This is a genomic window from Deinococcus aquaticus, from assembly GCF_028622095.1.
Classification (GTDB): domain Bacteria; phylum Deinococcota; class Deinococci; order Deinococcales; family Deinococcaceae; genus Deinococcus; species Deinococcus aquaticus.
This window is the reverse complement of sequence record NZ_CP115165.1, coordinates 40,247-65,222: the sequence shown is the minus strand read 5'-3', so window position 1 is coordinate 65,222 and position 24,976 is coordinate 40,247. Positions and strand designations below refer to the sequence as shown.

Genomic DNA, 24,976 nt, shown 5'->3' with positions numbered 1-24,976 from the left:
CGAAGTGCCGCGCCGTACGGACGGACGGGTGAACCCCATGTGGACCGGTGGTCACCGGGGGCGGCCCGTCACCTTAACCGCCCCTCATGAGCGCCCTGAGGCGGTTGCCTGAAGGCGCTGGCCGCTGCGGGCGCGGTAGGCTCGCCGCATGACCGCGCCGCTCCCGCCCGCCCATTTCGCCGGGAATCCCGTGCGGATCGCCCGGGACCTGCTGGGCGGCACCCTGGTCCGTAGCCTGCCGGGCCATGAGAGCCTCATGGGAATCATCGTGGAACTCGAAGCCTACGACTGCCCCCGCGACCCCGCCTGCACCGCCGGACGCTTTCACGCCGCCCGCAGCGCCGACATGGCTGTCCCGCCGGGGCAGTGGCTGTTCTGGACTGCGCACGGCCACCCGCTGCTTCAGGTGGCGTGCCGTGAAGAGGGCGTGGCCGCCAGCGTCCTGATCCGCGCCCTGCAACCCACCCACGGCCTGAGCCACATGCTGAACTTCCGGCCCGTCACCCGCGAACGCGACCTCAGCAACGGCCCCGCCAAACTCGTCTACGCGCTGGGCCTGGACCCCGCCCGCATCACCGGGCAGCCCGTGAACAGCCCCGAACTGCACCTGCTGCCGCCCGCCGCGCCCCTGCCCGACGAACAGGTGCAGGTCACGGCCCGCATCGGCATCCGCGAAGGGCGCAACCTCCCCTGGCGCTTCACCATTCGCGGGAACCCCTGGGTGTCGCCCGCCACGCCCAGCATGGACCTGACCGTCAACGCTGAGGGGTAGAGGAGTGGCCGCCCAGCAGCGCCGACACGCCCTGCACCGCCGTCAACCGCCCCGCCGCCACGTCCGCCCGCAGCGCCTGCAACTGCGCGCCGTCCACGCCCGCCCGGAACGCCCGCCACGCTGCCTCGCGCAGCAGTTCGTCGAACCACTGCGCCGCCTGTGCCTGCCGCCGCACCCCCAGATCAACCTCCTGCGCGTACCGCTCGGCCGTCTCCCACACGGCGCCCAGCCCCTCGCCCGTCAGCGCGGAGGCCCGCAGTGCCACTGGACGCCACGGCGCGTCGTGCGGCGTCAGGAGCGTCAGCGCCGTGCGCAGTTCCGTCTGCGCCCGGACTGCCGCCTGCGGGTTCGTATCGGCCTTGTTCACCACGCAGATATCCGCGAGTTCCATGATCCCGCGCTTGATGCCCTGCAACTCATCCCCCGCGTTCGGGAGGGTCAGCAGCACGAACAGGTCCGTCATGGCCGCCACCTGCGTCTCACTCTGCCCCACGCCCACCGTCTCGACCAGGATCACGTCGTACCCGGCCGCCTCGCACAGCGTCACCGCCTCCCGCGTGCGGCGCGCCACGCCGCCCAGCGTGCCCCCACTCGGGCTGGGGCGGATGAACGCATTCGGGTGAACCGTCAGGCGCGGCATGCGGGTCTTGTCACCCATGATGCTGCCGCCCGTGCGGGCGCTGCTGGGGTCCACCGCCAGCACCGCCACCCGGTGCCCCGCGTCGGCCAGCCGCACCCCCAGCGCCTCGATGAACGTGCTCTTGCCCACGCCCGGCACGCCCGTCAGGCCCACCCGGATGGACCGCCCGGCGCGGGGCAGCACCTCCGACAGCAGTGATTGCGCCTGCGCCTCATGCTCGGGCCGCGTGGACTCCGACAGCGTGATCGCCTTCGCCAGCGCCCGCCGGTTCCCCGACAGGAGCGGCAGCGTCAGGGGATGCGGAGCGGCGGGCACGTGTACCTCTCTATCAGCTCGGCGGGACGCAGTTCCCGCTCCAGGGTGGGCCACGGAATGCGGTGCTCGGGTTGCACGGCCCCCCACTCGCGGGACTGCACGACCTGCCCGGCCGGGCCGATCAGCAGTTCTATCCGCGCAGCCACCGTGTCCTGACCGGACATGCGGCGCAGCGCCCAGCTGTACGCGCGGGGGCGGCCCGCCTCGTCCCAGTCGATGCGCTGCTCCGTGCGGTCCGGATTCCAGGCGGACGAGGCGCGGAACACCAGCCGCCGAACGGTACCCCGCGCGTCCGTCCAGGTCTGCACGTCGAAGAGGGCGTCCATGATGCACGGCATGGACGACCCCTGGACCGCCCGCCACCCGCCCAGCGCCGCGTCGTTTCCAGTCACGACCGCCCGCGCGGACGCGGCAGGGGAGAGGCTGACCGGCCTGACCGTCCCGCCGGCAAGCATGGCATCCCCCACCACTGCCCCCGCTCCTGGCACCACCATGGGCGCACCCAGCAGGAGCGCCGCCAGCACCGGCCTCAGCACTTCAGGCCCTTCGGCACGGCCCGCAGGTAGGACCGGAGAGGCGTGCCCATCCCCTTCGCCCGGAATCCCGTCTCCTTCACCAGCCGCCCCCGCCCGTCGAACGCGCCGCGCACGTCCAGCAGGGGACCCGCGAAGCCCGACCACAGCACCGACGCACCCGTCAACTTCCCGTTGCGGTCGTAACTCTGCCGCACCCGTAACGTGTTGTCCGGAACCAGGCGCGCGTACGACAGGCTCCGCACCCGCCCCGCACTGTCCAGCAGGTAGAGCGTCTCACCGATCACGCAGGCCCGCAGGCCCCCCGCAGACGCCGGAGCAGAGGACGCCGAGTTCCTGTAAGGCACGGGCGGAAGGCCCGCCGCGCCGCAGGTACTCAGGACAGCTAGGGTCAGGACGGCCAGCACTCGGGGCATCATGCGGGACTGTGTGCAGGGCTTCATGACGGCAGGTACGCGGCCAGCGCGGCGCGGGTTGCAGACGGGACGGCTCACGGACGACCGGCCGGTCGGAACCAGCAGGACAGGGCAAAGGCCACCAGACCGACCACGAACAGCACGCCCGACCCGTACGCCAGTGCGCTGCCGAAGCGGATGTCCGGCAGCGTGTCGGTCGCGTCCGGGCCGCCGCCCGCAAGGATCAGCACGAACCCCGTGCCCAGTGAAGGCAGGACCAGCAGGACGCCCACGGTGAACCCCAGCATCCCCAGCGCCATGCCGCCGCAGCCTGCCGCCCGCCACGTCCGGGCCGGGTGATCGCGCGGGGGCGCAGACGTCGGGGCGCGCTGGGGATCGCTCACGCGGTCTGGCGGTCTCGCAGGAGCCGCAGCACTTCGCGGGCGCTGTTCAGGATGGGCGTGCCGGGGCCGAAGATGCCGGCCGCGCCCGCCTCGCGCAGCGCCGCGTAGTCCTGCTGCGGGATGACGCCGCCCACGACGACCAGAATGTCGCCCGCGCCCTTGGCTCTGAGCGCGGCGATCAGCTGCGGTACCAGCGTCTTGTGCCCGGCGGCCTGACTGCTGACGCCCACCACGTGCACGTCGTTCTCGATGGCCTGCCGCGCGGCCTCCTCGGGCGTCTGGAATAGGGGGCCCACGTCCACGTCGAAGCCCAGGTCGGCGAATCCGGTGGCGATGACTTTCGCGCCGCGGTCGTGTCCGTCCTGGCCCATCTTCACGACCAGGATGCGGGGGCGGCGGCCCTCGGCCCCGGCGAATTCCTCGATCTCACCCTGGAGGGACGCGAAGCCCTCATCGCCCTCGTAGCCGGCGGCGTACACGCCGCTCAGGGTGCGGATCTCGGCGGAGTGGCGGCCCCAGGCGCGTTCCAGGGCGTCGCTGACCTCGCCGACCGTGCAGCGGGCCTGCATGGCGGTCACGGCCAGGGCCAGCAGGTTGCCTGACCCGCTGCGGGCGGCGTGTTCCAGGGCGTCCAGCGCATCCTTCACGGCGGTCGCGTCACGATTGGCGCGCACGTGATTCAGGCGGGCGATCTGCGAGTCGCGCACGGCGGCGTTGTCGATGTCCAGCACGTCCACGCTGGTCGCCTCCGCCGGGCGGTACTTGTTCACGCCGACGATCACGTCCTCGCCCCGGTCGATGCGGGCCTGCTTGCGCGCGGCCGACTCCTCGATCCGCAGTTTGGGCACGCCGCTCTCGATGGCCTTCGCCATGCCGCCCAGTTCCTCGACCTCGCGCATCAGTTCCCGCGCCTTCTGCGCGAGGTCGTGCGTGAGGCGTTCCATCAGGTAACTGCCGCCCCACGGGTCGATCACGTCCGGGATGCCCGTCTCCTCCTGAATGACCAGTTGCGTGTTGCGGGCGATGCGGGCTGAAAAGTCGGTGGGCAGGCCGATGGCCTCGTCGAACGAGTTCGTGTGGAGGCTCTGCGTGCCGCCGAACACGGCCGCCATCGCCTCGACGGTCGTGCGGATGACGTTGTTGTAAGGGTCCTGCTCGGTCAGGCTCCAGCCGCTCGTCTGGCAGTGGGTACGCAGCGCGCGGCTCATGGGGTTGACCGGCTCAAAAGGAGCCATCAGTTCGCTCCAGAGCATCCTGGCGGCGCGGAGTTTGGCGACCTCGGTGTAGAAGTTCATGCCGATCCCGAAGAAGAAACTCAGGCGCGGCGCGAACTCGTCGATGTGCAGGCCCTTGCCCAGCGCGGCCTTCACGTACTCCAACCCGTCCGCGAGGGTGTAGGCGAGTTCCAGCGCGGCGTTCGCTCCGGCCTCCTGAATGTGGTACCCGCTGATGGAGATGGAGTTGAAGCGCGGCATCTGCTGCGCCGTGAACTCGATGATGTCCGCGATGATCCGCATGCTGGGCGCCGGCGGGTAGATGTACGTGTTGCGCACCATGAACTCTTTGAGGATGTCGTTCTGGATGGTGCCCGACAGCTGATCCAGCGTGGCGCCCTGCTCCAGCCCGGCCACGATGTACCCCGCCAGGATCGGCAGGACCGCGCCGTTCATGGTCATGGACACCGACATCTCTGACAGGGGGATGCCGTCGAACAGCACCTTCATGTCCTCGACACTGTCGATGGCGACCCCGGCCTTGCCCACATCCCCCACGACGCGCGGGTGGTCGCTGTCGTACCCGCGGTGCGTGGCGAGATCGAAGGCCACCGACAGGCCCTTCTGCCCGGCCGCGAGGTTCCGGCGGTAGAAGGCGTTACTGGCCTCGGCGGTGCTGAAGCCCGCGTACTGCCGGATGGTCCAGGGGCGCGCGGCGTACATGGTGGCCCTGGGGCCGCGCGTGAACGGTGGCAGGCCCGGCACGGTGTCGGCGTCCAGGCCGTCCGTGTCGGCGCGGGTGTAGAGGGCCTTCAGGGTCAGGCCCTCGGGCGTCACGCGGTTCAGCGTGTCGGGTTCCGCGCCGCGCAGGTCCTTGCGGGCCAGGGTTTTCCAGGCATTCAGGTCGGCAGCCTGGGGGGGGATAGGTTGGGTCATGCGGTGGACCTCCGGCGGGTCAGGAGAGGCGGAGTGAGGGGCGCGGGCCACGCACTCCGGAAGTGAGACAACTTGATGCGCCCATCATGCCACGCACTCAAACGCACGTTAGGTCCGCGGGGCGTGGCGTTCCCGTGTGCGTGACAGGGGTGCGTACCGGGCAGACCCGCATTCCAGCCTCAGCGGATCTTCAGATTGTGTGCTTCGCCGGCTGCCCACAGTGAAAACTCGTTTAACTTCAAAGCAATCTGTCCCCCCCCCGCGCGGCCAGTCAGCAGCCCACCACTTCAGATCGCCCACTTGAGATCAGCCACAGCCCAACCCCCTTCCGGAGGAACCCACATGCCCCAGCCCATCAAGCTCCAGCCCATCAAGACCGCCGCCGTGATCGCCGCCGCCCTCAGCCTCGCCTCCTGCGCCCCCACCGCCATGATCGGCGGCGCGAACCCCGGCAATGCGGGCCTGAACCCCGCCCAGCGCCTGACCGTCGCGCAGCCCGCCCCCACCGCCACCAGCATGGGCCTGAGCCTGACCAGTCCCACCTTCGCTGGCGGCGGCGCGTACCCGGCCGCGCAGGTTGCCAATGGGTTCGGCTGCAGCGGCCCGAACGTCAGCCCCCCCCTGAACTGGTCCGGCGTGCCCACCGGCACGCAGTCGCTGGTCCTGACCAAGTACGATCCGGACGCCCCCACCGGCAGCGGCTTCTGGCACTGGTCCGTGTTCAACATCCCGGCCACGGCCACCGGACTGGCCGAGGGCGCCGGGAACCCCGGCGGCACCCTGCCTGCCGGCGCGCAGCAACTGAACAACGAGGGCGGCCAGCCCGGCTTCGTGGGAGCCTGCCCGCCCGTGGGCGACAAGGCCCACCGCTACGTGTTCACGCTGTACGCCCTGAGCGGCAAGCTGGATCTCCCGGCCGGTACCACCCCCGCCGTGCTGGGCTTCATGATGAACGGTCAGGTGTTGGCCAAGACCAGCCTGACCGCCTACTACGGCCGCTGATTCTGCGTGAACGGAGCGCCCGGGCACGCTGCCTGTGCGCTCTGTTGTGGACATTTGCCGGGGCCATGATTCACCCGGGGGTTCATCTCATTCCGTCTGTTTCGTTGACCACCCGGACAGGGCACCGGCTGTTCACTCCATGCCCGGAACCCGTTTTTCTTCCTCTCGCCTCCGCCCGGGTTGAACGGGTGTCGCACACCATTCAGCCGGAGTCCGTATCACCTGTAATGGCGAATCGGTCATCTGTTCCTGGCGTAACGTGAGCAATGTTAGACTGCCGGGCGTGACTGCCGAATCCGATTCCTCCAGACGCGTGAAACTCGCGCCGAGCATCCTCGCCAGCGACTTCAGCCGCCTCGGCGAGGAACTGAACGCCATCGCCGGAGCCGACTGGGCACACGTGGACGTCATGGACGGCCAGTTCGTGCCGAACATCTCCTTTGGCCTGCCCATCCTCGCCGCCGCCCGCGCCGCCAGCAGCCTGTTCATGGACGTTCACCTGATGATCGACCGCCCGGAACGCTACCTGAAAGACTTCGCGGACGCCGGAGCCGACGGACTGACCGTCCACGTGGAAAGCACCCCTCACATCCACCGCGCCGTGCAGCAGATCCGAGAACTCGGCAAGAAAGCCGGCGTGACCCTCAACCCCGGCACGCCCCTCGAAACACTGCAACCCCTGCTGCACGACGTGGACCTGATCCTGATCATGAGCGTCAACCCCGGCTTCGGCGGCCAGAAATTCATCCCGCACAGCCTCGAGCGCATCCGCACCGTCCGCCGCTGGCTCGACGAGACCGGCAGCGCCGCCGAGTTGCAGGTCGACGGCGGCGTGGGCCCCACCAACGCCCGCGCCGTCGTGAACGCCGGGGCCAGCAACCTCGTCGCCGGAAGCGCCGTGTTCGGCAAGGACGGCGCCCAGGCCGGACTGGAACGCCTGCGCGAGGCCCTGAAATAACATGCGGCTCCGCGTCGACCTTCTCCCACACGGCAACTACCCGGATGTTGTCATCATCATCGACGTGCTGCGCGCCACCACCACCGCCGTCGCGTACCTCGAACGCAGCGCCGAGGCCCTGCTGCTGACCGCCACCCCCGAAGTGGCCCTCGCCCTGCGCCCCGAAGGAGAAAGCACCCCCTACCTGCTCGGCGGGGAACGCGGCGGCCTGCCCATCCCCGGCTTCGACTTCGGCAACAGCCCCGCCGAGGCCGCCGGGCAGAACTTCACCGGCAAGACGGTCGTCATGAACACCACCAACGGCACCGGCGCCGCCCACACCGCCGCGCAGAGCGGCAAGCACGTGTTCCTGGCGTCCCTGACGAACGCGCACGCCGCCGCCCGCCGCGCCCGCGCCGCCGCCACCGAGGAGATCGCCATCGTCTGCGCCGGCACCGACAACCACGTCGGTCTGGAAGACGTGTACGCCGCCGGCGTGCTCGCCGAGTACCTGCTCGCCATGGGTGAATTCAGCATCGACGACGGCGCGCGCATCGCCCTGACCGTGCGCCGCAACGGCGGCAACCCCCTCGAGGCGCTGGGCAGCAGCGGCCACGGCCAGCACCTCAGCCGCCTGGGCCTGGGCGAGGACGTCCGCTACGCCGCTGGCCTCAGCACCAGCACCATCGTCCCCACCCTGACCCGCGACGACGACACCCCCGAGCAGACCCTGAAATTCATCGCCGGGTAGCCCGCCCCATTGCGCGCCTCTGCCCGGCGCCGTTCCTGCCCGCTCACCCCGCCGGTGGTGCGGGCAGATTCGCTTGGCAGACCAGGGGGCGAGCCCTAACATGAACGCTGCATGAACGGCCCGGACCTCCTGAACCTGCTGCGCAGCGGCGACATCAACCCCCTGCACACCCACCTGAGCAACCTGCAGGCGCAGTTTGAGGCTGGGAAACTGCATGAACGCGACCTGCTGCGCGCCTTCCAGCCCTTCCAGACGTCCGACCTGACCCTGGGCGACGGCTTCCAGAAATGGACCGAAACGCACCCCGGCGCCTACGCCCCGCACGTCGCTCTGGCGAACTGGTTCCTGGGACGCGGCTGGGAAGCGCGCGGCGGCCATACCTCCAACCGCGTCAGTGACCAGGGCTGGCGTTCCCTGGACCACTTCCTGACCCAGACGGACGGCTACGCCCGCCACGCCGCCACCCTCACCGACAACCCCCTGGCCGCCTGGAACGTCATCGGACTGACCAGCAACACGCGCGGCTGCCAGCTGAGCCTGCACGACGTGCAGACGCAGCAGTACCCGGACTGGTTCACGCGCGCCGTTCAGGACAACCCGGGCACCCTCGCCCTGCGCCGCATCATGCTGCTGCACCTGCGCACCGAGTGGGGCGGCAGCGAGGAACACATGCTGACCTTCGTCCGCCAGCAGCAGGACGCCGGACAACTCGGCCAGACCGACATGCAGCGCCTCTGGGCCGAATTCCACAGACACGTGGCGCACCACGCGCAGCATTTCGCGCAGGACCACGCACTGGCCGTGGAACGCGCACGCATCGCCGCCGAACTGCACCCGCTCCAGTCCGAGCAGTTACTCATCGCCCTGACGGGAGCGAACGCCAGCCCGTCCGAGCGTCTGGACGCCCTGCACCGTTACCTTTCAGCCGCGCAGCAGGAGAACACCGTGCCGTCCGGTAATTTTGGCTGGGCTGTGCTCAATGCTGAAGACTGGATCAAGCCCGAGTTACCACGCATCACGGCCCTGCTGGCCAGTGCGGCGCAGGACGGAGACGCCGATTCGGCAGTCCTGCTTGGCCACATGCAGTTGGTCCATCCCGCGTGGGGCACGCAGAGTGCCCGCGCCGTTCTGGAAATCGCCCGCGACCAGGGTCATACGGCAGCGGCTGAAACACTCGCCTACCTCAGCGAACACACCTCCGCGCCAGTCGAGCAGCGGCGAGCAGACATCCTCAAGGCGGCCGACCTGCTCAGCGGAGAAATGAGCTGGCACGTGTACCAGCAGTTCCCGGAATTCCAGCGGCAGTTCAATCTGGAGCCACGGCAACGCTTCAGGTATCTGCACCGCGCCGCTGACGGTGGTGAAAACGACGCCCGTTTCGAACTGGCTCAGCAGTTACGGGCCGGGAATGTCGAACTGGGCGAAGACGGCCTGCTGCGGCCCGTGGATACACAGCCCCTCCAGGCCAGCCTGGAGTACGCCCGGCACCTGCTGGAACGAGCCGCCAGCACCGATCACGCTCCGTCCAGCAAGGCACTGAAGGCCGCGCGGGACCGTGACTGGCAGGCAGGAACGGCCCGGCGCGTGAAACTCAGAGCCGTCCGGACAGGACCGGTACGACCTGAGGAGCCAGCTGAAGAGCGGCAGACCCGCGTGCCCTGGTTCCTGATTGCCGCGCTGATCTTCGGGGCGTTCCGGGTCTTCAGTCACCTGACGGACAGGTCGGTGAATCCATGGGAGACGCAGCCACAGCGCGAGGTGAGCGCCGAGCATCAACAGTTGATCGAACGCGTGGCGGCCGGTGAACTCCAGCCGGTCTTCAGGGAGGACGGCATTCACTTCGAGCCGGTCGATCCCAGGGATCACTGAACGCCCGCTGACCTTCGGTGGGCTTCGCAGCGGTTAGGCTGTGGGGCGTGACTGTAATTGATTTTGCCCTGCCTGCCGTGACGCCCGTGGATTCCGTGGACTGGTCGGCGATTCCCAGTCCGGCGTTCGTGCTGGATGAGTCCCGTTTGCGCCGGAATCTGGCTCTGATCTCGCATGTGCAGCGGGAGAGTGGTGCGCAGATTATCGTGGCGTTCAAGGGCTTCTCGATGTGGTCGGCGTTCCCGGTGTTGCGCGAGTACGGGATTACGGGCGCGACGGCCAGCAGTCTGAACGAGGCGCGTCTGGCCCGCGAGGAGATGCGCGGCGAGGTGCACGTGTACGCCCCGGCGTACAGCGACTCGGAGTTCCCGGAGGTGCTGGCGCTGGCGGATCATCTGGTGTTCAACTCGTTCAGTCAGTGGGAGCGCTTTAAACCGCAGGTGGTGGCGGCGCGTGAGGCGGGCCGGACGGTGCACGTGGGGATCCGCGTGAACCCGGAGTACGCCGAGGTCGAGACGGACCTGTACAACCCGGCCGGGCCGTTTTCCCGTCTGGGTGTGACGCGCCGTGAGTTCCGCATGGACCTGATGGACGGCGTGGACGGCCTGCACTTCCACACGCTGTGCGAGAAGGACAGCGATACGCTGGAGCGTACGCTGGAAGTGCTGGAACGCAACTTCGGTGATGTGCTCTCGCAGGTGAAGTGGGTGAACTTCGGCGGCGGGCACCTGATGACCCGCGAGGGGTACGACATCCCGCGCCTGATCCGTGTGGTCCGCGCCTTCCGCGAGAAGTGGGGCGTGCACGTGATCCTGGAGCCTGGCAGTGCGTTCGGCTGGCAGACCGGGTGGCTGGTCAGCAGCGTGCTGGACGTGGTGCATAACGTGAAAGACGCCCTGCTGCTGGACATCAGCGTGTCGGCGCACATGCCAGACGTGCTGGAGATGCCGTACCGGCCGCGCATTCTGGGCGCGGGTGACCCGCCGGAACTCGATCATCACCGCGAGACGAGCGAGGGCGCGGGCGGCCACCCGTACCTGATCGGCGGAACGACCTGCCTGGCGGGCGACGTGGTCGGCGAGTACGTGTTCGAGCGACCCCTGTCGGTGGGGGACCGCGTGGTGTTCGACGACATGATTCATTACACGATGGTCAAGACGACCTTCTTCAACGGGGTCAAGCACCCGGATATCGGCATCCTGCACGTGGACGGGTCGTACGAGTGCGTGAAGTCCTTCGGGTACGAGGAATTCAAGGCGAAACTCAGCTGAGCCCGGCTGATCTCGGGACCTGATTTCAGGGCCGACGTGTTCGCGGCGCACTCCCGGTGGTGGGGGTGCGCCGCTTTCAGGTGAGGGCTGATTGGGACCCGCCAGGGGCCGCGCACAGTGCGGCGCCTGCGGGGTTGCGGTGGAGGCCGGGGGGCGGCGAGGGTGCAGGTGAGCGTGTCCCCGGATCGAACGCGTGGTGCCCAACAGCTGGGTTAACTGGTATTAACCTGTTGGGGTAGCGTCAGAGTAGTTCCGCTGCCTGACCCGCACCTGAACACCCAGTTCATGGCCCTCATGACTGGCCCACCAGAACCGAAAGCACCACCGCCCGAATGTTCCGGGACGGGCGGTGCGGGTGGTGCAGAGTCCGGTCAAGAGGCCTCACGGCCCCTTCAACCCGGGTCCGGATTACTTGCGGTACACCTTCACGGCGCCGTTCACGGTGCGGATGGTGCCGCCCTCGAAATCAGCTGCCCACGCACCGCCGATCTGGTACTGGTCGCGGGTAGGGAAGCCCAGGAACGAGCCGCTGCCGCCCAGACCCTGGTAGGTCTTCAGAACGGCGCCCGTCAGCCAGAACGTGCCGTACTTCTCGGTGCCGTACAGCGCGCCGTACTGGAAGAACCCGTACAGGCCGCTGGTGCCGTAGGTGTTGCGCGGAATGACCTTCTCGTCACCGGCGGCCCAGCCCAGGCGGCTGGGGGGGCGGGTCGCGCCGTTCTCGGCTTTCGCCAGCGCCAGGTAGCGTTCGAGCAGCATGCCGTGCACGGCGTACGAGCGGCTGCTGCCGTTCGCGTGCAGCAGTGCGGCGTCCCCGTACGCGCCAACGCCACGGAACTTCTGCCACAGACCGTCGCCCCAGGGGACGGCGTACGTGGTGGCCTGCCCCAGGCTCTCGCTGCCCTTCAGGCGGGCGTAGGCGTCCACCATGGCCTGATCGCGCGCAGCATTCTGCCGTTCGCCCGGCTGGATCTGCCCGGTCGGCGTGGGCTGCGGGGTCGGCTGGGTGGGGGCAGGCTGGACCGGTGCCGGTTGAACGGGGGCCGGTTGCGGCTGCGCGGGCTGACCCTGGCCGGGCGTGATGGTCACCGTGCCGGTCGCGCCGCCCGCTGCCGGGGCGGGTGGCGTGTTCACGGGCGTGCCGCCCACGCGGAAGGTCACGACGTCAGTGGTCCAGCCGTCGGCGGGCAGGGGGTTGACGACGATGCTCAGGGCCCGCGCGAGGTTCTCCTGACCCTTGACCCGCACCTGCGCGAAGCCCTGACCCTCCGCGAAGCGGGCCACGTCGTTCAGGTCAAGTTCCTTTGTGCTGGCAAGGGCCAGCAGGCGGTCCTGACCGTTGGGGCCGCCCACCGTGAAGTTGTACTTGGCGTTCTGCGACGGGAACACGCGGGTCACGCCGGCCTGCACGAAGTTGCTTTCCTCGAAGGTGTTCGGGAAGAACAGGTCGATCTGACCGTTGGCGTTCACGTTGAACAGGTACACGTACGCGTCCTGGTTGGTTTTCAGGCCCACGCTGAGCTGTTCGCCCTTGCGGTACACCGGGTTGCCCTGGCCGTTCGCGTCGCGGTTCACCCATACCTGCACGTCCAGGTCCGTCTCGACCGGGTTCACGATGATGCTCTGCGCGCTGATCTTGGCGGGGCTGGCCCCGGCGGTGGCGCCCAGGCCCAGCAGCGCCGAGATCATCAGCGTGGCGGGCAGAGCGGCGGACGGACGGGCGGACTGGCCCGCGTTGTTTGCGTTGGTGTTCGTGGTGTTGGTGCGCATGTTGGTGCCTCCTTGAAGGACGGTGGGAAGGGATCGTGTGATGGCCTGTCAGCCGGTGGGTAGGGACACCGTAGGCCGCGAAACTGACCGACGCCTGAAGAAAAGGCCGTCCTGCAAGGATTCCCGAAGGTCACCTGAAGAAAAACCGCGCCCCTGTGCCCCGCATGAGCCGGGGCTGATGAGTGGCTAAGCACGCCCCCGGCCCCACGGCTAATGGCAGCCCACCGCTCATACGGACTCCAGTTGAAGGGTGTGCAACACCCGTTCAATCCGAGCGGCTGCGAGCAGGACCAAGGCGAGTTCCGGGCGTGGAGTCGGCAACCCGGTGCCGCGCCGGGTTGTGAACGAAACAGACGCAATCCGTACCAGGCCCCCGCCTGCGGGCCGCGCCCGGCGTAGGCTGGGGGTATGTCCGTGCGCCGCCCCGCCTCCCCGCTCGCGTTCCCGGCCTGCACGCTGGCGCTGTGCCTGGGCGCCCTGACGGAAGGCACGTGGGCCGCCGCGCAGGACACCCCGGGCACGCCGCCTCCCGCCGCTACGCAGGCCCGCCTGACCGCGCTGCCACCGGCCACAGTGGACCCCTGGCCGGACGCGCCGGTCCTGACGCGCCTGTTCCGGCTGCCCGCCGGGCGCGCCGACGCGCAGCAGCTGATCGCGGCGCTGGACCTGACCGTGGCGCAGGTCAGGGAGTTGCAGCGACTGGCTGGCAGTGAAACGCTGTATGTGCAGGGCGAGGTGACGGCCTCCACGCCAGCGAAACTGGCAGTCATGCGCGCCGAGAAGGACCGCAAGGTGCGCCTGCTGCTGGGCGCGGATTACGCACTGTTCCGCCAGATCGTCCGCGACTGGTGGCGCGAGCAGCTTCGACGCGCCGGAGGGTAACCGGGCGGGTCAGCCGGTCAGGCGGGTCGCGGCCCACAGGGCCAGGGGGGCCAGAAGCAGCGCCGGCAGCAGGCTGCCCACGCGCACGCGGCGGTCTTCCATGCCCAGCCCGGCCAGCATCAGGTTCCAGCTGATGCCGATGATGGTCAGGCCGCCGGCCCCCGTGAGCAGCAGCACGTACGGGTTGGTTTTCAGGATGGCGGGGTCCGCGCCGCCCAGCAGGCCCGCCGCGAAACTCCCGGCCGCGAGGCTGATGGCGCCCTGAATCAGCAGGACCGTCAGGGCGCTGAACCCCACCCCGATCCCGTACGCGCCGGCCAGGGCCAGGGCGGCAATGCCGTCCAGCGTGCTTTTCAGCACGTAGGTGCTGCTGTCGCCGGTCAGGCCGTTCTGAAGCCCGCCGATGACGGTCATCGGGCCGATGCAGAACAGCAGGCTGGCCGCCACGAACCCTTCCGTGAAGCGCCCCCCACCCCGGAACTGACGTTTCAGACGCTCGCCCAGGCGGCCCAGCGCCTCCTCGATGCCCAGCGCCTCGCCGATCACGGCGCCCGCCGCGAGGCTGATCAGGGCCAGGATCACACCCGGAATGCGGCCGCCCATCACGCTGTTCAGGCTTCCGGCCATGTCCAGCGCGATGAACAGCGTGACCAGACTGAGCGTCTGAAGCAGCGTGCGCTGCGTCCGCTCGGGCAGCCGCGCGCCGATGGTCAGGCCCAGCAGCGTGCCCAGCAGGACCGCGCCGACATTCACGAACGTGCCCGACAGTTGCGACAGGAGACTCATCAGGCCCGACTGTAGCGCGCGGTATCGCGGCTGCCCACGGCATGTCCGCTCCTGCCCGCCAGCCGTCCCGGGCAGGCCGGTACTGCCTGAGGAACAACGCAAGGAAATCTTGACCTGCCCCTGACCCACCGTGTGATACCTTCTTCGCAAGTTGAAACGAGTGACCGCCCCCCACCCCTCTCCGCTCCCCTGGTGCGGCGGGCCGGGCGGCGCGAGTGAGACTCGCCGTGTGCTGAAAACTGAAGGTGTTGTGTGTGGGGCTGCCGTGTGGTGGCCCCACCTTGTTTTGCCCCGTGGGGATGAACCCCGCTTCGTTTGAGACTTCGTTTGAGGAGGCCCGCCATGACCTTATCCGACCAGTACCAGAACATGCCCAAGTTTCTCAAGGTCAGCGAGGTCGCTGAATTCACCGGCACGCACGAACGCACGGTGCGCCGCTGGATCCGCGACGGTCGCCTGGGTGCCGTCGAGCATCCCAGCGGCCTGCGCGTGCCCCGCCGACTGCTGTGGCGCTTCCTGGGTCTTGACCTCGCCCTGAGCGCCTGACCCCTACAGACTGAACACACCCTGCTGAACCCTTATTCCGGCGACCCACCGGGACTGCCCGGCGCGGCGTACCAGCGGCGTCCATCACGCGCGGCGTGAAATACTGCCGCGCATGATGGACCCGCCCGCCGCCCTGACCGCCGAGGAAACCCGCACGCTGGACACGGCACTGAACCTGGGCGAGGCGCAGGCCCGCGCGGCCCTGCCCGGCGCGCGGTTCCCGCAGGCGGCGGCGCGGGCGCTCGCGCTGGGCCGCCCGCACCTGACCCTGGAGTGGACAGGCGAGCCGCTGCTGCTGGCCGCCGCGCACCTGCGCCTGGGCCGCCCAGACGCCGCCCTGAGCACCCTGAGTGGTCTGCCGGACACCGCCCGTCCGGCCCTGCTGCGCGCCCGCGCGGCCCTGCAGGGCGGTACACCGGACGCACTGGCGCAGGCCACCCACGCCCGCACCCTGGCCCGCGCCGACGGGGACGGTGGGGCGCTGGTGGCCGCCGCGACCCTGCTGGCCGAGCACCACCTGCGGGCAGGCGCGCACCACGAGGCCCTGAGGACCCTGGCCGAGGGCCTGAAGGTTGCCGAGATGACCGGCCAGCCCGCCGACCCGCACCTGCTGGCCATCCTGGCGCACGCGCAGAAGCCCCTGAACAGCCGCAAGGCCGCCGCGACCGCCGCCAAGGCCCTGGATCGCAGCGATCCGGGCAGCCCGGCGCGTGTGCTGGCCCTGCTGGCCCTGGACCGCCCCGAAGACGCCCACGCGCAGGCGCAGCGCGGCTCGCTGGCAGCGGCGTGGTGGGAACCGTTCGCCGAGCTGGTCAGCGCAGCCCGGCCTCCTGCCACAACGCCGGAAACGGACGGTACGGAGGCGGACGGATGAACGCGCGCGGCGCCGGGTTTCCCTCCAGGTACACGCTGCGGTACGTCCAGACGTTGCGTTCCTGAAGCGCGCCGTACAGCTCTGCCCCGGCGCGCAGTTCCCTGGCAGGCAGCGGCTGGTGCTCCCGGTAGGCGCACAGGAACGCGGCCCCCAGCACGGTGTCCAGCGCGAAGCAGAAGTGCAGGGCGTGCACGATCTCCCAGGCGCGCGGGGCGAGGCGAGGCTGCTCCCAGTCGATGATCGCCGCCGGACGCTCCCTCAGGAAGAACACGTTCCCGTCGTGGTAGTCACCGTGCAGGAAACGCCGGGGCAGGTGGTCGGCCACCAGGGTGTCGTCTGGCGCGGAACGCAGGTGCGTCAGGCGCTGGCGTGTGCGGGCCAGCGCCCAGCCGTCCACCACGTCCGGGTGGGGGAGGGCCAGGATGGCCGCCTCGACCTGCCGTAACTCGTGCACGGTGGCCTCGGCGCTGGCGGGCGGGCCGAGCACCGACACGGGAAAGTCCACGCTGTGTGGCAGTCGTCCGTGCAGGTCGGCCAGGAACGCGCCCAGCGACCCTGCGTGGCCGGGGGTGAGGTTGACACGCGAAATGGGCGCACCGGGGGCCACCTCGAACAGCGCCGCTCAGTGGCCGTTCAGGTCAGTCACGGTGTCACCGGAGTGGGCAGGCCGCAGGTCCGGCGTGGGAATCCCGGCGGCGCGGGCCACCTGCACGGCCGCGTGTTCCCGCCGCGCCCGGTCCAGGCGCGGGTCGCGGTACACCCGCAGGTGAAAGGCTCCGGCCTGAGCCTGCACGCGGTACGCGGCGTTCACGCTGCCGCCGCCCAGCGGCGTGACCGACTGGACAGCGCCGACCGGCCACCGCACCTCGACCTGCGCCGCTGTGGGTACAGCCGCGTTCACGGTAGGGTCTACCCGACCTGCACGGTCAGGCGGTCCAGGCCACGAATCACGAAGCCGCCCGTGTACTGCGCGGCGTCCGGGCCTCCCAGTTGCAGGTCCGGGAGGGCGCGGCACAGGGCGCGCAGGCTCAGCGCCAGTTCCAGGCGGGCCAGCGGCGCACCCAGGCAGTAGTGGATGCCCAGCCCGAAGGTCAGATGCGGGTTCGGGTCGCGGTCCAGGCGCAGTTCGTCCGGAGCCTCAAAGCGCTGCGGGTCGCGGTTGCCGCTGGCGTACAGCAGGCTCACGCGGTCGCCGGGGTTCAGGGGCGCGCCGCACAGCGTCAGGGGTTCCAGCGCGATCCGCTCGAACATCGGCAGAGGCGTGTCGAACCGCAGCAGTTCCTCCACAGCGCGGCGGAATACCGGCAGGTTGTCCGCGTGCGGGGCGGCCTGCACCAGCTCCTCCCAGTGCCGCCGGTCGCCCAGCAGGGCCTGCACGCCGGCGCTCAGGCCGTTCACGCTGGCCTCGTGCCCGGCATTCAGCAGCAGGATGCAGGTGTCGATCAACTCCTGCGCGGTCAGGCGGTCGCCGCCTTCCTCGACCTGCACGAGCGCCGTGATCAGGTCGTCACGCGGCTCGGCCCGGCGCTCGGCGGCCAGTTCGCGCAGCAGCGCACTGAAGTCCAGCACGGCCCGCTCGGCTGCCGCCTGATCCGCCGGGGTGGCCGACGGTTCGTACAGTTTCACGATGGCCGCCGACCAGGGCCGCAGCAGGGCGCGGTGTTCTTCCGGCACGCCCAGCAACTCCGCGATGACCGTGACCGGCAGAGGTTCAGCGTACGCGCTCACCAGATCGAACGAACCCTGCCCGCGCAGGCCATGCAGTTGCGCGGCCAGCAGCGCCTCGATGCGCCCTTGCAGGGCCTCCACGCGGCGGGGCGTGAACGCCAGTTGCACCAGCGAGCGCAGGCGCGTGTGCTTGGGCGGCTCACTGTCCAGCAGGTGGTTACTGTTGAACGCATCGAAGTTCGCCTGCGCCGGGTCCGGGCGCGGCCAGCCCAGCTCGTCACGCGAGTAGCGGTGGAGGGCGCTGCGCCCGAACCGGCGGTCGCGCAGCACGGCGCTGATGTCCGCGTGGCGGGTCAGGACCACGCGGTTCATGCCGGGATCCATGAACGCCGGACCCTGCGCCCGCAGGTGCGCCAGCAGCGGGTACGGATCGCGCACGAACGCCGGGTCCGACACGGGCAGCGTGACCGTGGGCAGCGTCTGAGTGTGCAGCGGCGCGGCGGTCGGGTCGCTCACAGGAACTGCTGCCCCTCGACGCGCAGGGCCGGGCCGTCCGGCTCATCCTGCCGCCGCACCGACCCGTCCGGTGTGGGCGGATCGCTCACGGCCGTGCCGGGCACGACCAGCGCGTGCCGCATGACGTCCACCGGCGCGTCCGGGGCTGCCGTGCGGGGTTCGGTCGTGGGGGCGTTTGTGAGGTCGGGCGCAGGGTCGGGCGCGGGCAGCGCGGCGTCCAGTTCCGGCCGCGCGGCGCCTTCCAGCGTGGCGTGCTGCGGCAGCGCCGGCACGGGGAGCGCCGCGTCGTCCGGCATCACGTGCCGCGCCGACAGGTCCGAGAAGGACGACATCAACGCCCGGTACCCGCTCAGGAACTGCGTGTACTCCTGCCGCGCCCCGGTCAGGCGCGAGGTCAGTTCCGTGTGCCGCTCCGTGAACGTCCGTTCCAGTGCCGCGATCCGCTCGGCCTGCGCCCGCTCGCGCTCCAGCGTCAACTGGTGGTGGTCGCGTTCCAGGTCCGCGAAGCGGCTGCGGAACGCGGCCTCCAGCGCCGCCAGCCGCGCCTGATGTCCGCTTTCCAGTTCGGCGCTGCGCGACTCGGCGTCCCGCACCACCGAGTCGCGGTGCAGGCTCGCCTGGGCGATCATCAGGTCCGATTCACGCGCGGCATTCTCGCGCAGTTCATGCGAGATCCGCTCGGCCGCCACGACGGCCCGGCGGATCTCGTCCTCGTTCTGACGCTGCTCCTCGAGCCGACGTTCCAGGCCCGTGATCTGATCCCGCAGCGCCTGATGCTGCTGCAGGTGCGTTTCCAGATCATCCGACAGGTCGTTCAGGAACGCGCGGACCGATACCCGTTCGTATCCGCCCAGGCGGGTCGGGAATTCCTGATGGCGTACGTCCAGGGGGGTGAATTTCACGAGAACAGACTCCTTCCCACCCGAACCAGGGTGGCTCCTGCGCGAACGGCCAGCGGGTAATCCCCACTCATGCCCATGCTCAACTCTGACAGACCCAGGTCGTGTGCGCGGCGCGCCGTGTCTGTGAACAGCGCCAGCAGCCGCGCCTCCCGCGCCGCCGCGTCCAGCTGCTGGTCGTCTGGCTCCGGGGCGTCCGGGGCCATGACCATCAGGCCCCGCACGGTCAGACCAGTCGCCTGCACCTGTCTCAGCACGCCCGGCAGGTCCGCGCCGTCCACGCCGTGCTTCTGCGCCTCGCCGTTATGCAGTTGCAGCAGCAGGTCCGGCGCGCGGCCCCAGCCCTGCGCGGCCTGCGCGATCGCCTCGGCCTGCCACGCGGCCTCGATGCCGTGCACCAGCGTCACGGGCCGCAGGTACTTCACCTTGTTGCGCTGGAGCGTTCCGATGTAATGCCATTCCAGGTCCGGGCGCAGCGCGGCCTTGTCCCGCAGTTCCTGCGCGCGGCCCTCACCCAGCGGGAAAGCGCCGTGCGCCAGCACGTGAGCCTCGATGCTGGGCAGGTCCTGCCCCTTGGTGACGGCCACCAGCCGGGCGCTGCCGGGCGCGCGGCCCGCCTGGGCTTCGGCTTCACGGATGGCCGTCAGGACGGCCGGAACACTCAAGGTCTCTCCGGACGGATGCCTGCTGGAGCTGTCCTGATTCCAGCCGGGGCCTGGACGAGGCGGCGCAGCCTGTATTGATGAGCGGTCACGCCTGCCATTCTCACTCACGCGCCCCGCTCACTCAAGTACGCGCCCCGGCCCCGGCGGCCCGGCGCGGCGGGCGGCCCTGTTGCGCTGCGCTTACCGTTGTTCCTCCGGGGGCCCGCAGCCGGCCAGCAGTGGCTAGGCCGCAGACCGGCTGTGGGCGGGCCGGGCAGGACACCGCTTCGCAAGCCCGCCGCAGGAAACCTTCACCCTTCTCAGGGTCACAGCGGCAAGTGTGAGCGGAGTGCTCGCCGTGCCCAGCCCCCAGCCCTTCTCCCCGGTGGGGGCGATTTCCGGGTTCCGTGCGAAACTAGGAGAAGAATGCGACACCCCATGACGCTCGCCGTGACCGTCCTCCTCGCCGCGCCCGCTGTCGCCCAGACAGCCGGGACCGTGCAGGACGTGACCGTGGTCGGAACCAGTGAACTGCTGGCCAACTTTATCCGCGCTACCCTCAGTGCCCAGACCGGCGCGCCGCTGTCCAGCATCAACCTGCGCCAGACCGAGCAGGAAGTCGTGGCAAGCGGTTACTTCAAGAGCGCCGTGGCCGAACTGCGCAGCGTGGGCGGCAAGGACACCCTGGTCATCACGGTCGTCCCCAACCCCACCATCAAGGACGTGACCATCACCGGCCTGACGTTCCTGCCCGCCGACGGCTTCAAGAAAAGCGTGGGCGACCTGCTGAACATCGCGCCCGGCGCGACCCTGAACACCCAGCGCATCGACGAGGCCAAGACGGCGCTCGCCAGCAACTTCCAGGGCGAAGGGTACCCGTTCGCGCCGAACATCAGCGCCAGCGTGAAGACCGAATCCGACGGCACCGTCACCGTGAACTTCATGGTCGACGAGACCGCGCCCATCACCCGCGTGGAAGTCGAGGGTGTCACCCTGATCCCGGCCAGCACCGTCACGGCCATCTTCAAACCCCTCTACGACGCCCGCAAGTTCACGCCCGACGCGTACTACGCCGCCGTGCAGCAACTCCAGCAGGCGTACGACGAGGCCGGGTACATCCAGTCCGGCGTGAACCCCCAGACCACCACCCTGCAGGGCGGCGTGCTGAAAGTCCGCGCGCTGGAAGGCAAGATCGCCGCCGTGGACCTCAGCGACCTGGGCGACCCCACCGTGACCCTGCAGTCTGCCGCCGGGCAGCCCATCAGTCTCGCCAGGCTGCAGGCCGACGTGCGCACCCTCTCCAACCAGACCGGCAAGCCCGTGGGCTTCGCCATTCAGCCCGACCCCGAGAACCCCGGTCAGGTGACCGTGCTGTTCGGGTCGGCCGGCGTGGCCAGCGGCCCCGTGAAGACTATCGAGGTCAAGGGCAACACCCTGGTCCCCAGCGCCACCCTGCTGGCCGCCGTGAAAACCAAGTCCGGCGACGTGTACAGCCCCCAGCTGGCCCAGGACGACTTCCTGGCGTTGCGTGACGCCTACCGCAAGGCCGGGTACGAGATCAGCACCCGCGACGCCATCACCTTCGAGAACGGCGCGCTGGTCTTCAACGTCCGCGAGGTCAAGGTCGCCGGGTACGAACTGCAGTGGCAGGGCAAGCACAACACCAAAGACCGCGTGATCCTGCGCGAACTGCCCGAAACCGGCAAGGCCTTCAACCAGAAGGAACTGTACGACGCGCTGGGCCGCATCAGCCGCCTGGGCTTCGTGCGCGTGGTCACGCAGAGCGTGCGCAGCGACCCCGCCAACCCCGAGAACGTCACGTACGTGCTGGGCCTCGCCGAGACCACCACCGGCATTCCCGTCAGCCTGGGCCTGACCTACGATTCCTTCGCGGGCGGCTTCGGCGGTGACGCCGGGTATACCAACAACAACGTGTTCGGCCTGGGCCACAACTTCACGGTCTCCGTCGGCGGCGTGCAGAACGACGCGGGGCAGAACCTCGTGGGGAACGTCTCGTACACCATTCCCTGGCTGGACCTGGACTTCCTGGACTTCCGCAAGACCCCCACCAGCCTGTCCGTCAGCGCCGGATCGAACGTGGTCGGTAACAACCCCCTGATCAGCACCGACACCGACACGCCCGCCAAGACCGACACCGGCTGGGACTACACCACCCGCAGCAACTCCTTCAGCGTCAGCGCCGGGCGCAGCCTCGCCACGAACCTGTACGGCCGCGTCAGCGTGGGCACCGGGTACTCCACGTACTACCTCGAGGCCCTGAAAGACAAGGAAAACGTCGTCAAGTACAAGGACGCCAGCGGCACCGAACAGACCCGCACCTTCGATCAGGCGTCTGCGGCCGCGCTGGTCCCGGACTCCTCGCTGACCACCCGCGTCAGCACCGGCCTGAGCTACGACAGCACCACCAACCCCGAGTTCCCCGACCGCGGCGTGCGCGCCGGCGTGACCGCCGGGTACAACTTCGGCCGTCAGAACAACGAGAACGTCCGCTGGGGCGACCTGGAAGGCGGCGTCAGCACCTACTACGGCCTGGGCCGCACCCTGGAGAAATCCCTGGGCGTGACCAGCAAGCAGCAGGTGTTCGCCGTGCGCGCCAACGCCGGCACCACCCTGGGCGTCGGCACCGCCCCCACCGGCACCGGCTACTCGATCGGCGGCGGCAGCAGCGCCAACGCCTCCCGCCAGATCCGCGGTCTGGACGACGGCGCGCTGTTCGGCACCAACTACCTGACCACCAGCGCCGAGTACCGCTACGACTTCGGCCTGAACTCTGGCATCGCGCAGGGCCTGTACGGCGTGGTCTTCGCGGACGCCGGCAGCGCCTGGGGCAGCGCCACCGCCGCCAACACCGACTTCAACCTGAAGTACGGCGTCGGGGCCGGCGTGCAGCTGAACCTCGGCATCGGCGGGGCGCTGCTGCCCAGCCTGCGCTTCGACTACGGCTTCAGCCCCCAGACCGGCAACGGCAAGTTCTACTTCCGTATCGGCAACTTCTTCTGACCCACGGCTGATTCACGGCGCCTGATGACAGGCCAGCGGGCGGCGCGGCTCTCCACACGGGGGCCGCGCCGCCCGCCGCTGTCCCGGCCGAGTGGGCAGGGAGGTGGGCGGGCAGGGGAGAGCACCGGCCTTCCTGCCAGGAACCATGAAGTGTTCCCTCCCGCCTGCGCCATTTCACGCACGCGCCCGCAGCGCCCGGAGCGGTAGCATGCCCGGATGACGTTCCCACCCCTCTGCCCCCCCCGAGGCCCCGCATGGAAGGACTGATGCTGGCGCGGGTGCTGCGTGACCTGAGTCCGCAGCTACCCCTGCGCACCCTCGGCTGGGTGTTCCCGGACGAGACCACGGCCGCCCTGCTGCTGGAAGGCGCGGGTCTGAGCCGCACCAACCTGGTGCTGTCGTACCGGCCGCCGCAACCCGTGGTGTTCCTGTCCCGCGAACGCCTGCGGGGCGACCCGCGCAGTCCCTTCCAGCGGTTCCTGGCGAACCGCGTGCGGGGCGACCTGCTGGCCGCCGAGCAACTGAAACTCGACCGGGTGATCGCGCTGCACTTTTCCGGCGAGACGGGATTCGTGGATCAGGCCCCCACCCGACTGCTGTTCGAGGTCACGGGCCGGAACGCCAACCTGCTAGTCCTGGATGCCGGAGAGGGCTTCTCGGGCCGCGTGGTCATGGCCGCGCGGGAGATCACGGGCAGCCGCAACCGCTTCCGGACCATCCGCACGGGTGGACCGTACACGCCGCCGCCCCCCTACGAGAAGCTCGACCCGCGCACCCTGAGCGCCGATCAGGCGCGCGAACTGGCCGGCGTGCCCATCGGGCGCTGGCGCGAGCGACTGGACGGACTGGGGCCGCTGCTGAGCGCCGAACTGGCCCGCCGCGCCGACCTGAGCCCCGACCAGCCGCCCGGCGAGCGCTGGCCGGAGGCGCTGGCAGCCGTGCAGGCCGTCACCCTGGACCCGACCGTCAGTGAGGGCGTCATGGAAGGCGGCGCGCGCGAGGCCGCCCGCAGCGAGAAGGCCGCCAACCTCCGCAAGGCGCTGCGCGAACCGCTGGAGAAACGCGTGACCCTGCTGCGCAACCAGCTGGCCGACGTGACCCGCGCCGAGGCTGGCCTGACCGACGCCGCGCAGGACCGCGAGGAAGCCGACCTGCTGATGGCCTACGCGCACACCGTGACGCCCGGAGCCAGCAGCGTCCTGCTGAGCGCTTTCGACGGTAGCGGTGAGCGCCCGGTCGCGCTGGAACCCAACCTGAGTGCCGTGCAGAACGCCGAGAAACGCTACACCCGCGCCCGCCGCCGCGAGGACGTCTACCTGCGCCTTGCCGAACGCGAAGGCCCCCTGCGCGCCGAACTGACCGAGGCGGAAGACCGCGTGCGCGACCTGGACCTCGCCCCACTGGAACAGCTCAGCGCGCTGGCCGCGCAGGTGCAGAGCGAGAAGCCCGAGAAGAGCCCCTACGGCACGCGCTTCGTGACCCCCTCGGGCCTGGAAGCCATCGTGGGCCGCAACAACAAGGAAAACGCCACCCTGACCCACCGCATCGGCCGCAGCATGGACTGGTGGTTCCACGCGCAGGGCTACCCCGGCAGTCACGTGCTGGTGCGCAGCGGCGCGCGCGAGCTGGACCTGCCGGACATCCTGTTCGCCGCCCGGCTGGCCGCCGCCAACAGCAAGGCGCGCGGCAGCAGCAACGTCCCGGTCGACTACACCCGCATCAAGCACGTCTGGAAACCGCGCGGCGCGCCCGCCGGTCAGGTGCACTACACCGACCAGAAGACCGTCTTCGTGGACGGCACCCTGCCCGGCAGCTGACCTCCAGGGACCCTGTCCCGTAACGTCCCTTCCAGTGCGGCCGGGCCGGACAGGTACAATGCCCGCTCGTGGAACGCATCATGTTCAGGGCCAAGATTCACCGCGCGACCGTCACCCAGGCGGACCTCGACTACGTCGGCAGTGTCACCATCGACCAGGACCTGCTGGACGCCGCCGACATCCTCGTGAACGAGCGGGTGGACATCTACAACATCACCAACGGCAACCGCCTCAGCACCTACGCCCTCAGCGGCCCGCGCGGCAGCGGCGTCATCGGCATCAACGGGGCTGCCGCGCACCTGATGAAACCCGGTGACATGGTCATCATCGCCGCGTACGGCAACTACAGCGACCAGGAGGCCCGCACCCTGGAACCGAACGTGGTGCTGGTCGACGCCCGTAACCGTATGATCGGGATGCCCCAGCTGGCCTGACCCGGTTCATCCGGCACCTGGACAGGCCCGTGGAGTCCAGTCGTTCAGCCCGCCTGTACCCCGTGTCACATAGAGTTCAC

At 69.7% G+C, this 24,976-nt stretch carries 22 protein-coding genes and 1 pseudogene; 12 read left to right on the top strand and 11 right to left on the bottom strand.

Features of this window, described 5'->3' with window-relative positions:
- Nucleotides 1–148 precede the first annotated feature (148 nt).
- A complete protein-coding gene (locus M8445_RS00330) occupies nt 149–772 on the top strand; it encodes a DNA-3-methyladenine glycosylase (protein WP_273988875.1) in 624 nt (207 codons plus the stop codon).
- On the opposite strand, the gene meaB is transcribed toward M8445_RS00330, so the two are convergent.
- The 5 genes from meaB to scpA form a co-directional block, all read right to left on the bottom strand.
- A complete protein-coding gene (meaB, locus tag M8445_RS00325) occupies nt 756–1,727 on the bottom strand; it encodes a methylmalonyl Co-A mutase-associated GTPase MeaB (protein WP_273988874.1) in 972 nt (323 codons plus the stop codon). The genes M8445_RS00330 and meaB overlap by 17 nt on opposite strands.
- On the bottom strand, nt 1,703–2,263 hold the full coding sequence (locus tag M8445_RS00320) for a hypothetical protein (RefSeq protein WP_273988873.1): 561 nt from the start codon (nt 2,261–2,263) through the stop codon (nt 1,703–1,705). The genes meaB and M8445_RS00320 overlap by 25 nt, the downstream gene beginning before the upstream one ends.
- Nucleotides 2,257–2,679 (bottom strand): hypothetical protein, encoded by a 423-nt coding sequence (locus M8445_RS00315; protein WP_273988872.1) that lies wholly within the window; start codon nt 2,677–2,679, stop codon nt 2,257–2,259. The genes M8445_RS00320 and M8445_RS00315 overlap by 7 nt, the downstream gene beginning before the upstream one ends.
- A gap of 71 nt (nt 2,680–2,750) precedes the next feature.
- The gene (locus M8445_RS00310; protein ID WP_273988871.1) at nt 2,751–3,059 is read right to left on the bottom strand and encodes a hypothetical protein; all 309 of its coding nucleotides are present in this window, start codon (nt 3,057–3,059) and stop codon (nt 2,751–2,753) included.
- Entirely contained in the window at nt 3,056–5,209 is a 2,154-nt protein-coding gene (gene scpA / locus M8445_RS00305; RefSeq protein ID WP_273988870.1) for a methylmalonyl-CoA mutase, read from the bottom strand. The genes M8445_RS00310 and scpA overlap by 4 nt, the downstream gene beginning before the upstream one ends.
- 342 nt (nt 5,210–5,551) lie before the next feature.
- On the opposite strand from scpA, the gene M8445_RS00300 reads away from it, so the two are divergent.
- The 5 genes from M8445_RS00300 to nspC all read left to right on the top strand — a co-directional run bounded on the left by M8445_RS00300 (nt 5,552) and on the right by nspC (nt 11,039).
- Nucleotides 5,552–6,211: a YbhB/YbcL family Raf kinase inhibitor-like protein gene (locus M8445_RS00300; protein WP_273988867.1), complete on the top strand. Its 660-nt coding sequence runs from the start codon at nt 5,552–5,554 to the stop codon at nt 6,209–6,211.
- Nucleotides 6,212–6,494: 283 nt separating this feature from the next.
- Nucleotides 6,495–7,169: a ribulose-phosphate 3-epimerase gene (rpe, locus tag M8445_RS00295; RefSeq protein ID WP_273988864.1), complete on the top strand. Its 675-nt coding sequence runs from the start codon at nt 6,495–6,497 to the stop codon at nt 7,167–7,169.
- Nucleotide 7,170: 1 nt separating this feature from the next.
- A complete protein-coding gene (locus tag M8445_RS00290) occupies nt 7,171–7,899 on the top strand; it encodes a 2-phosphosulfolactate phosphatase (RefSeq protein WP_273988862.1) in 729 nt (242 codons plus the stop codon).
- 111 nt (nt 7,900–8,010) lie between these two features.
- Complete coding sequence (locus M8445_RS00285; protein ID WP_273988861.1) at nt 8,011–9,768, top strand: hypothetical protein; 1,758 nt, start codon at nt 8,011–8,013, stop codon at nt 9,766–9,768.
- Between the two features lie 47 nt (nt 9,769–9,815).
- Nucleotides 9,816–11,039, top strand: a complete 1,224-nt coding sequence (gene nspC, locus M8445_RS00280; RefSeq protein WP_273988859.1) for a carboxynorspermidine decarboxylase — start codon at nt 9,816–9,818, stop codon at nt 11,037–11,039.
- A gap of 408 nt (nt 11,040–11,447) precedes the next feature.
- Here the strand turns inward: nspC and M8445_RS00275 are convergent, their stop codons facing one another.
- Nucleotides 11,448–12,728, bottom strand: a complete 1,281-nt coding sequence (locus M8445_RS00275; protein WP_273990946.1) for a DUF4384 domain-containing protein — start codon at nt 12,726–12,728, stop codon at nt 11,448–11,450.
- A 489-nt stretch (nt 12,729–13,217) separates the two neighbouring features.
- Between M8445_RS00275 and M8445_RS00270 the strand changes: the two genes are divergently transcribed.
- Entirely contained in the window at nt 13,218–13,691 is a 474-nt protein-coding gene (locus M8445_RS00270; protein WP_273988858.1) for a hypothetical protein, read from the top strand.
- A gap of 9 nt (nt 13,692–13,700) precedes the next feature.
- Here the strand turns inward: M8445_RS00270 and M8445_RS00265 are convergent, their stop codons facing one another.
- Nucleotides 13,701–14,477: a DUF554 domain-containing protein gene (locus M8445_RS00265; protein ID WP_273988857.1), complete on the bottom strand. Its 777-nt coding sequence runs from the start codon at nt 14,475–14,477 to the stop codon at nt 13,701–13,703.
- Between the two features lie 342 nt (nt 14,478–14,819).
- Here M8445_RS00265 and M8445_RS00260 point away from each other — a divergent pair, with 342 nt between their 5' ends.
- Both M8445_RS00260 and M8445_RS00255 read left to right on the top strand, forming a co-directional pair.
- Nucleotides 14,820–15,023 (top strand): helix-turn-helix domain-containing protein, encoded by a 204-nt coding sequence (locus tag M8445_RS00260; protein ID WP_189063717.1) that lies wholly within the window; start codon nt 14,820–14,822, stop codon nt 15,021–15,023.
- Between the two features lie 112 nt (nt 15,024–15,135).
- Nucleotides 15,136–15,897, top strand: coding sequence for a hypothetical protein (locus M8445_RS00255; protein WP_273988856.1), 762 nt, complete (start codon nt 15,136–15,138; stop codon nt 15,895–15,897).
- On the opposite strand, the pseudogene M8445_RS00250 reads toward M8445_RS00255, so the two are convergent.
- From M8445_RS00250 to M8445_RS00235, 4 genes and pseudogenes are all read right to left on the bottom strand, one after another.
- Nucleotides 15,836–16,762 (bottom strand): annotated as a pseudogene (locus tag M8445_RS00250) (phosphotransferase enzyme family protein). The gene M8445_RS00255 and the pseudogene M8445_RS00250 overlap by 62 nt on opposite strands.
- Nucleotides 16,763–16,806: 44 nt before the next feature.
- Nucleotides 16,807–18,081, bottom strand: a complete 1,275-nt coding sequence (locus M8445_RS00245) for a cytochrome P450 (protein WP_273988854.1) — start codon at nt 18,079–18,081, stop codon at nt 16,807–16,809.
- Nucleotides 18,078–18,983, bottom strand: a complete 906-nt coding sequence (locus tag M8445_RS00240) for a DivIVA domain-containing protein (protein WP_273988853.1) — start codon at nt 18,981–18,983, stop codon at nt 18,078–18,080. Before M8445_RS00240 ends, M8445_RS00245 begins: the two co-directional genes overlap by 4 nt.
- Nucleotides 18,980–19,645, bottom strand: a complete 666-nt coding sequence (locus M8445_RS00235) for a YggS family pyridoxal phosphate enzyme (RefSeq protein WP_273988852.1) — start codon at nt 19,643–19,645, stop codon at nt 18,980–18,982. Before M8445_RS00235 ends, M8445_RS00240 begins: the two co-directional genes overlap by 4 nt.
- 405 nt (nt 19,646–20,050) lie before the next feature.
- On the opposite strand from M8445_RS00235, the gene M8445_RS00230 reads away from it, so the two are divergent.
- The 3 genes from M8445_RS00230 to panD all read left to right on the top strand — a co-directional run bounded on the left by M8445_RS00230 (nt 20,051) and on the right by panD (nt 24,896).
- A complete protein-coding gene (locus M8445_RS00230) occupies nt 20,051–22,645 on the top strand; it encodes a BamA/OMP85 family outer membrane protein (protein WP_273988851.1) in 2,595 nt (864 codons plus the stop codon).
- 254 nt (nt 22,646–22,899) lie between these two features.
- Complete coding sequence (locus M8445_RS00225) at nt 22,900–24,462, top strand: Rqc2 family fibronectin-binding protein (protein WP_273988850.1); 1,563 nt, start codon at nt 22,900–22,902, stop codon at nt 24,460–24,462.
- A 68-nt stretch (nt 24,463–24,530) separates the two neighbouring features.
- Nucleotides 24,531–24,896, top strand: coding sequence for an aspartate 1-decarboxylase (gene panD, locus M8445_RS00220; protein WP_273988848.1), 366 nt, complete (start codon nt 24,531–24,533; stop codon nt 24,894–24,896).
- The last annotated feature ends 80 nt before the right edge of the window (nt 24,897–24,976 follow it).

Bases quoted from the DNA above. Each gene is read 5' to 3' on its own strand.
- M8445_RS00330 (WP_273988875.1), top strand. From the start codon at position 149: ATGACCGCGCCGCTCCCGCCCGCCCATTTCGCCGGGAATCCCGTGCGG.
- M8445_RS00315 (WP_273988872.1), bottom strand. From the start codon at position 2,679: ATGATGCCCCGAGTGCTGGCCGTCCTGACCCTAGCTGTCCTGAGTACC.
- scpA (WP_273988870.1), bottom strand. From the start codon at position 5,209: ATGACCCAACCTATCCCCCCCCAGGCTGCCGACCTGAATGCCTGGAAA.
- M8445_RS00300 (WP_273988867.1), top strand. From the start codon at position 5,552: ATGCCCCAGCCCATCAAGCTCCAGCCCATCAAGACCGCCGCCGTGATC.
- M8445_RS00290 (WP_273988862.1), top strand. From the start codon at position 7,171: ATGCGGCTCCGCGTCGACCTTCTCCCACACGGCAACTACCCGGATGTT.
- M8445_RS00285 (WP_273988861.1), top strand. From the start codon at position 8,011: ATGAACGGCCCGGACCTCCTGAACCTGCTGCGCAGCGGCGACATCAAC.
- M8445_RS00275 (WP_273990946.1), bottom strand. From the start codon at position 12,728: ATGATCTCGGCGCTGCTGGGCCTGGGCGCCACCGCCGGGGCCAGCCCC.
- M8445_RS00270 (WP_273988858.1), top strand. From the start codon at position 13,218: ATGTCCGTGCGCCGCCCCGCCTCCCCGCTCGCGTTCCCGGCCTGCACG.
- M8445_RS00265 (WP_273988857.1), bottom strand. From the start codon at position 14,477: ATGAGTCTCCTGTCGCAACTGTCGGGCACGTTCGTGAATGTCGGCGCG.
- M8445_RS00260 (WP_189063717.1), top strand. From the start codon at position 14,820: ATGACCTTATCCGACCAGTACCAGAACATGCCCAAGTTTCTCAAGGTC.
- M8445_RS00255 (WP_273988856.1), top strand. From the start codon at position 15,136: ATGATGGACCCGCCCGCCGCCCTGACCGCCGAGGAAACCCGCACGCTG.
- M8445_RS00230 (WP_273988851.1), top strand. From the start codon at position 20,051: ATGCGACACCCCATGACGCTCGCCGTGACCGTCCTCCTCGCCGCGCCC.
- M8445_RS00225 (WP_273988850.1), top strand. From the start codon at position 22,900: ATGGAAGGACTGATGCTGGCGCGGGTGCTGCGTGACCTGAGTCCGCAG.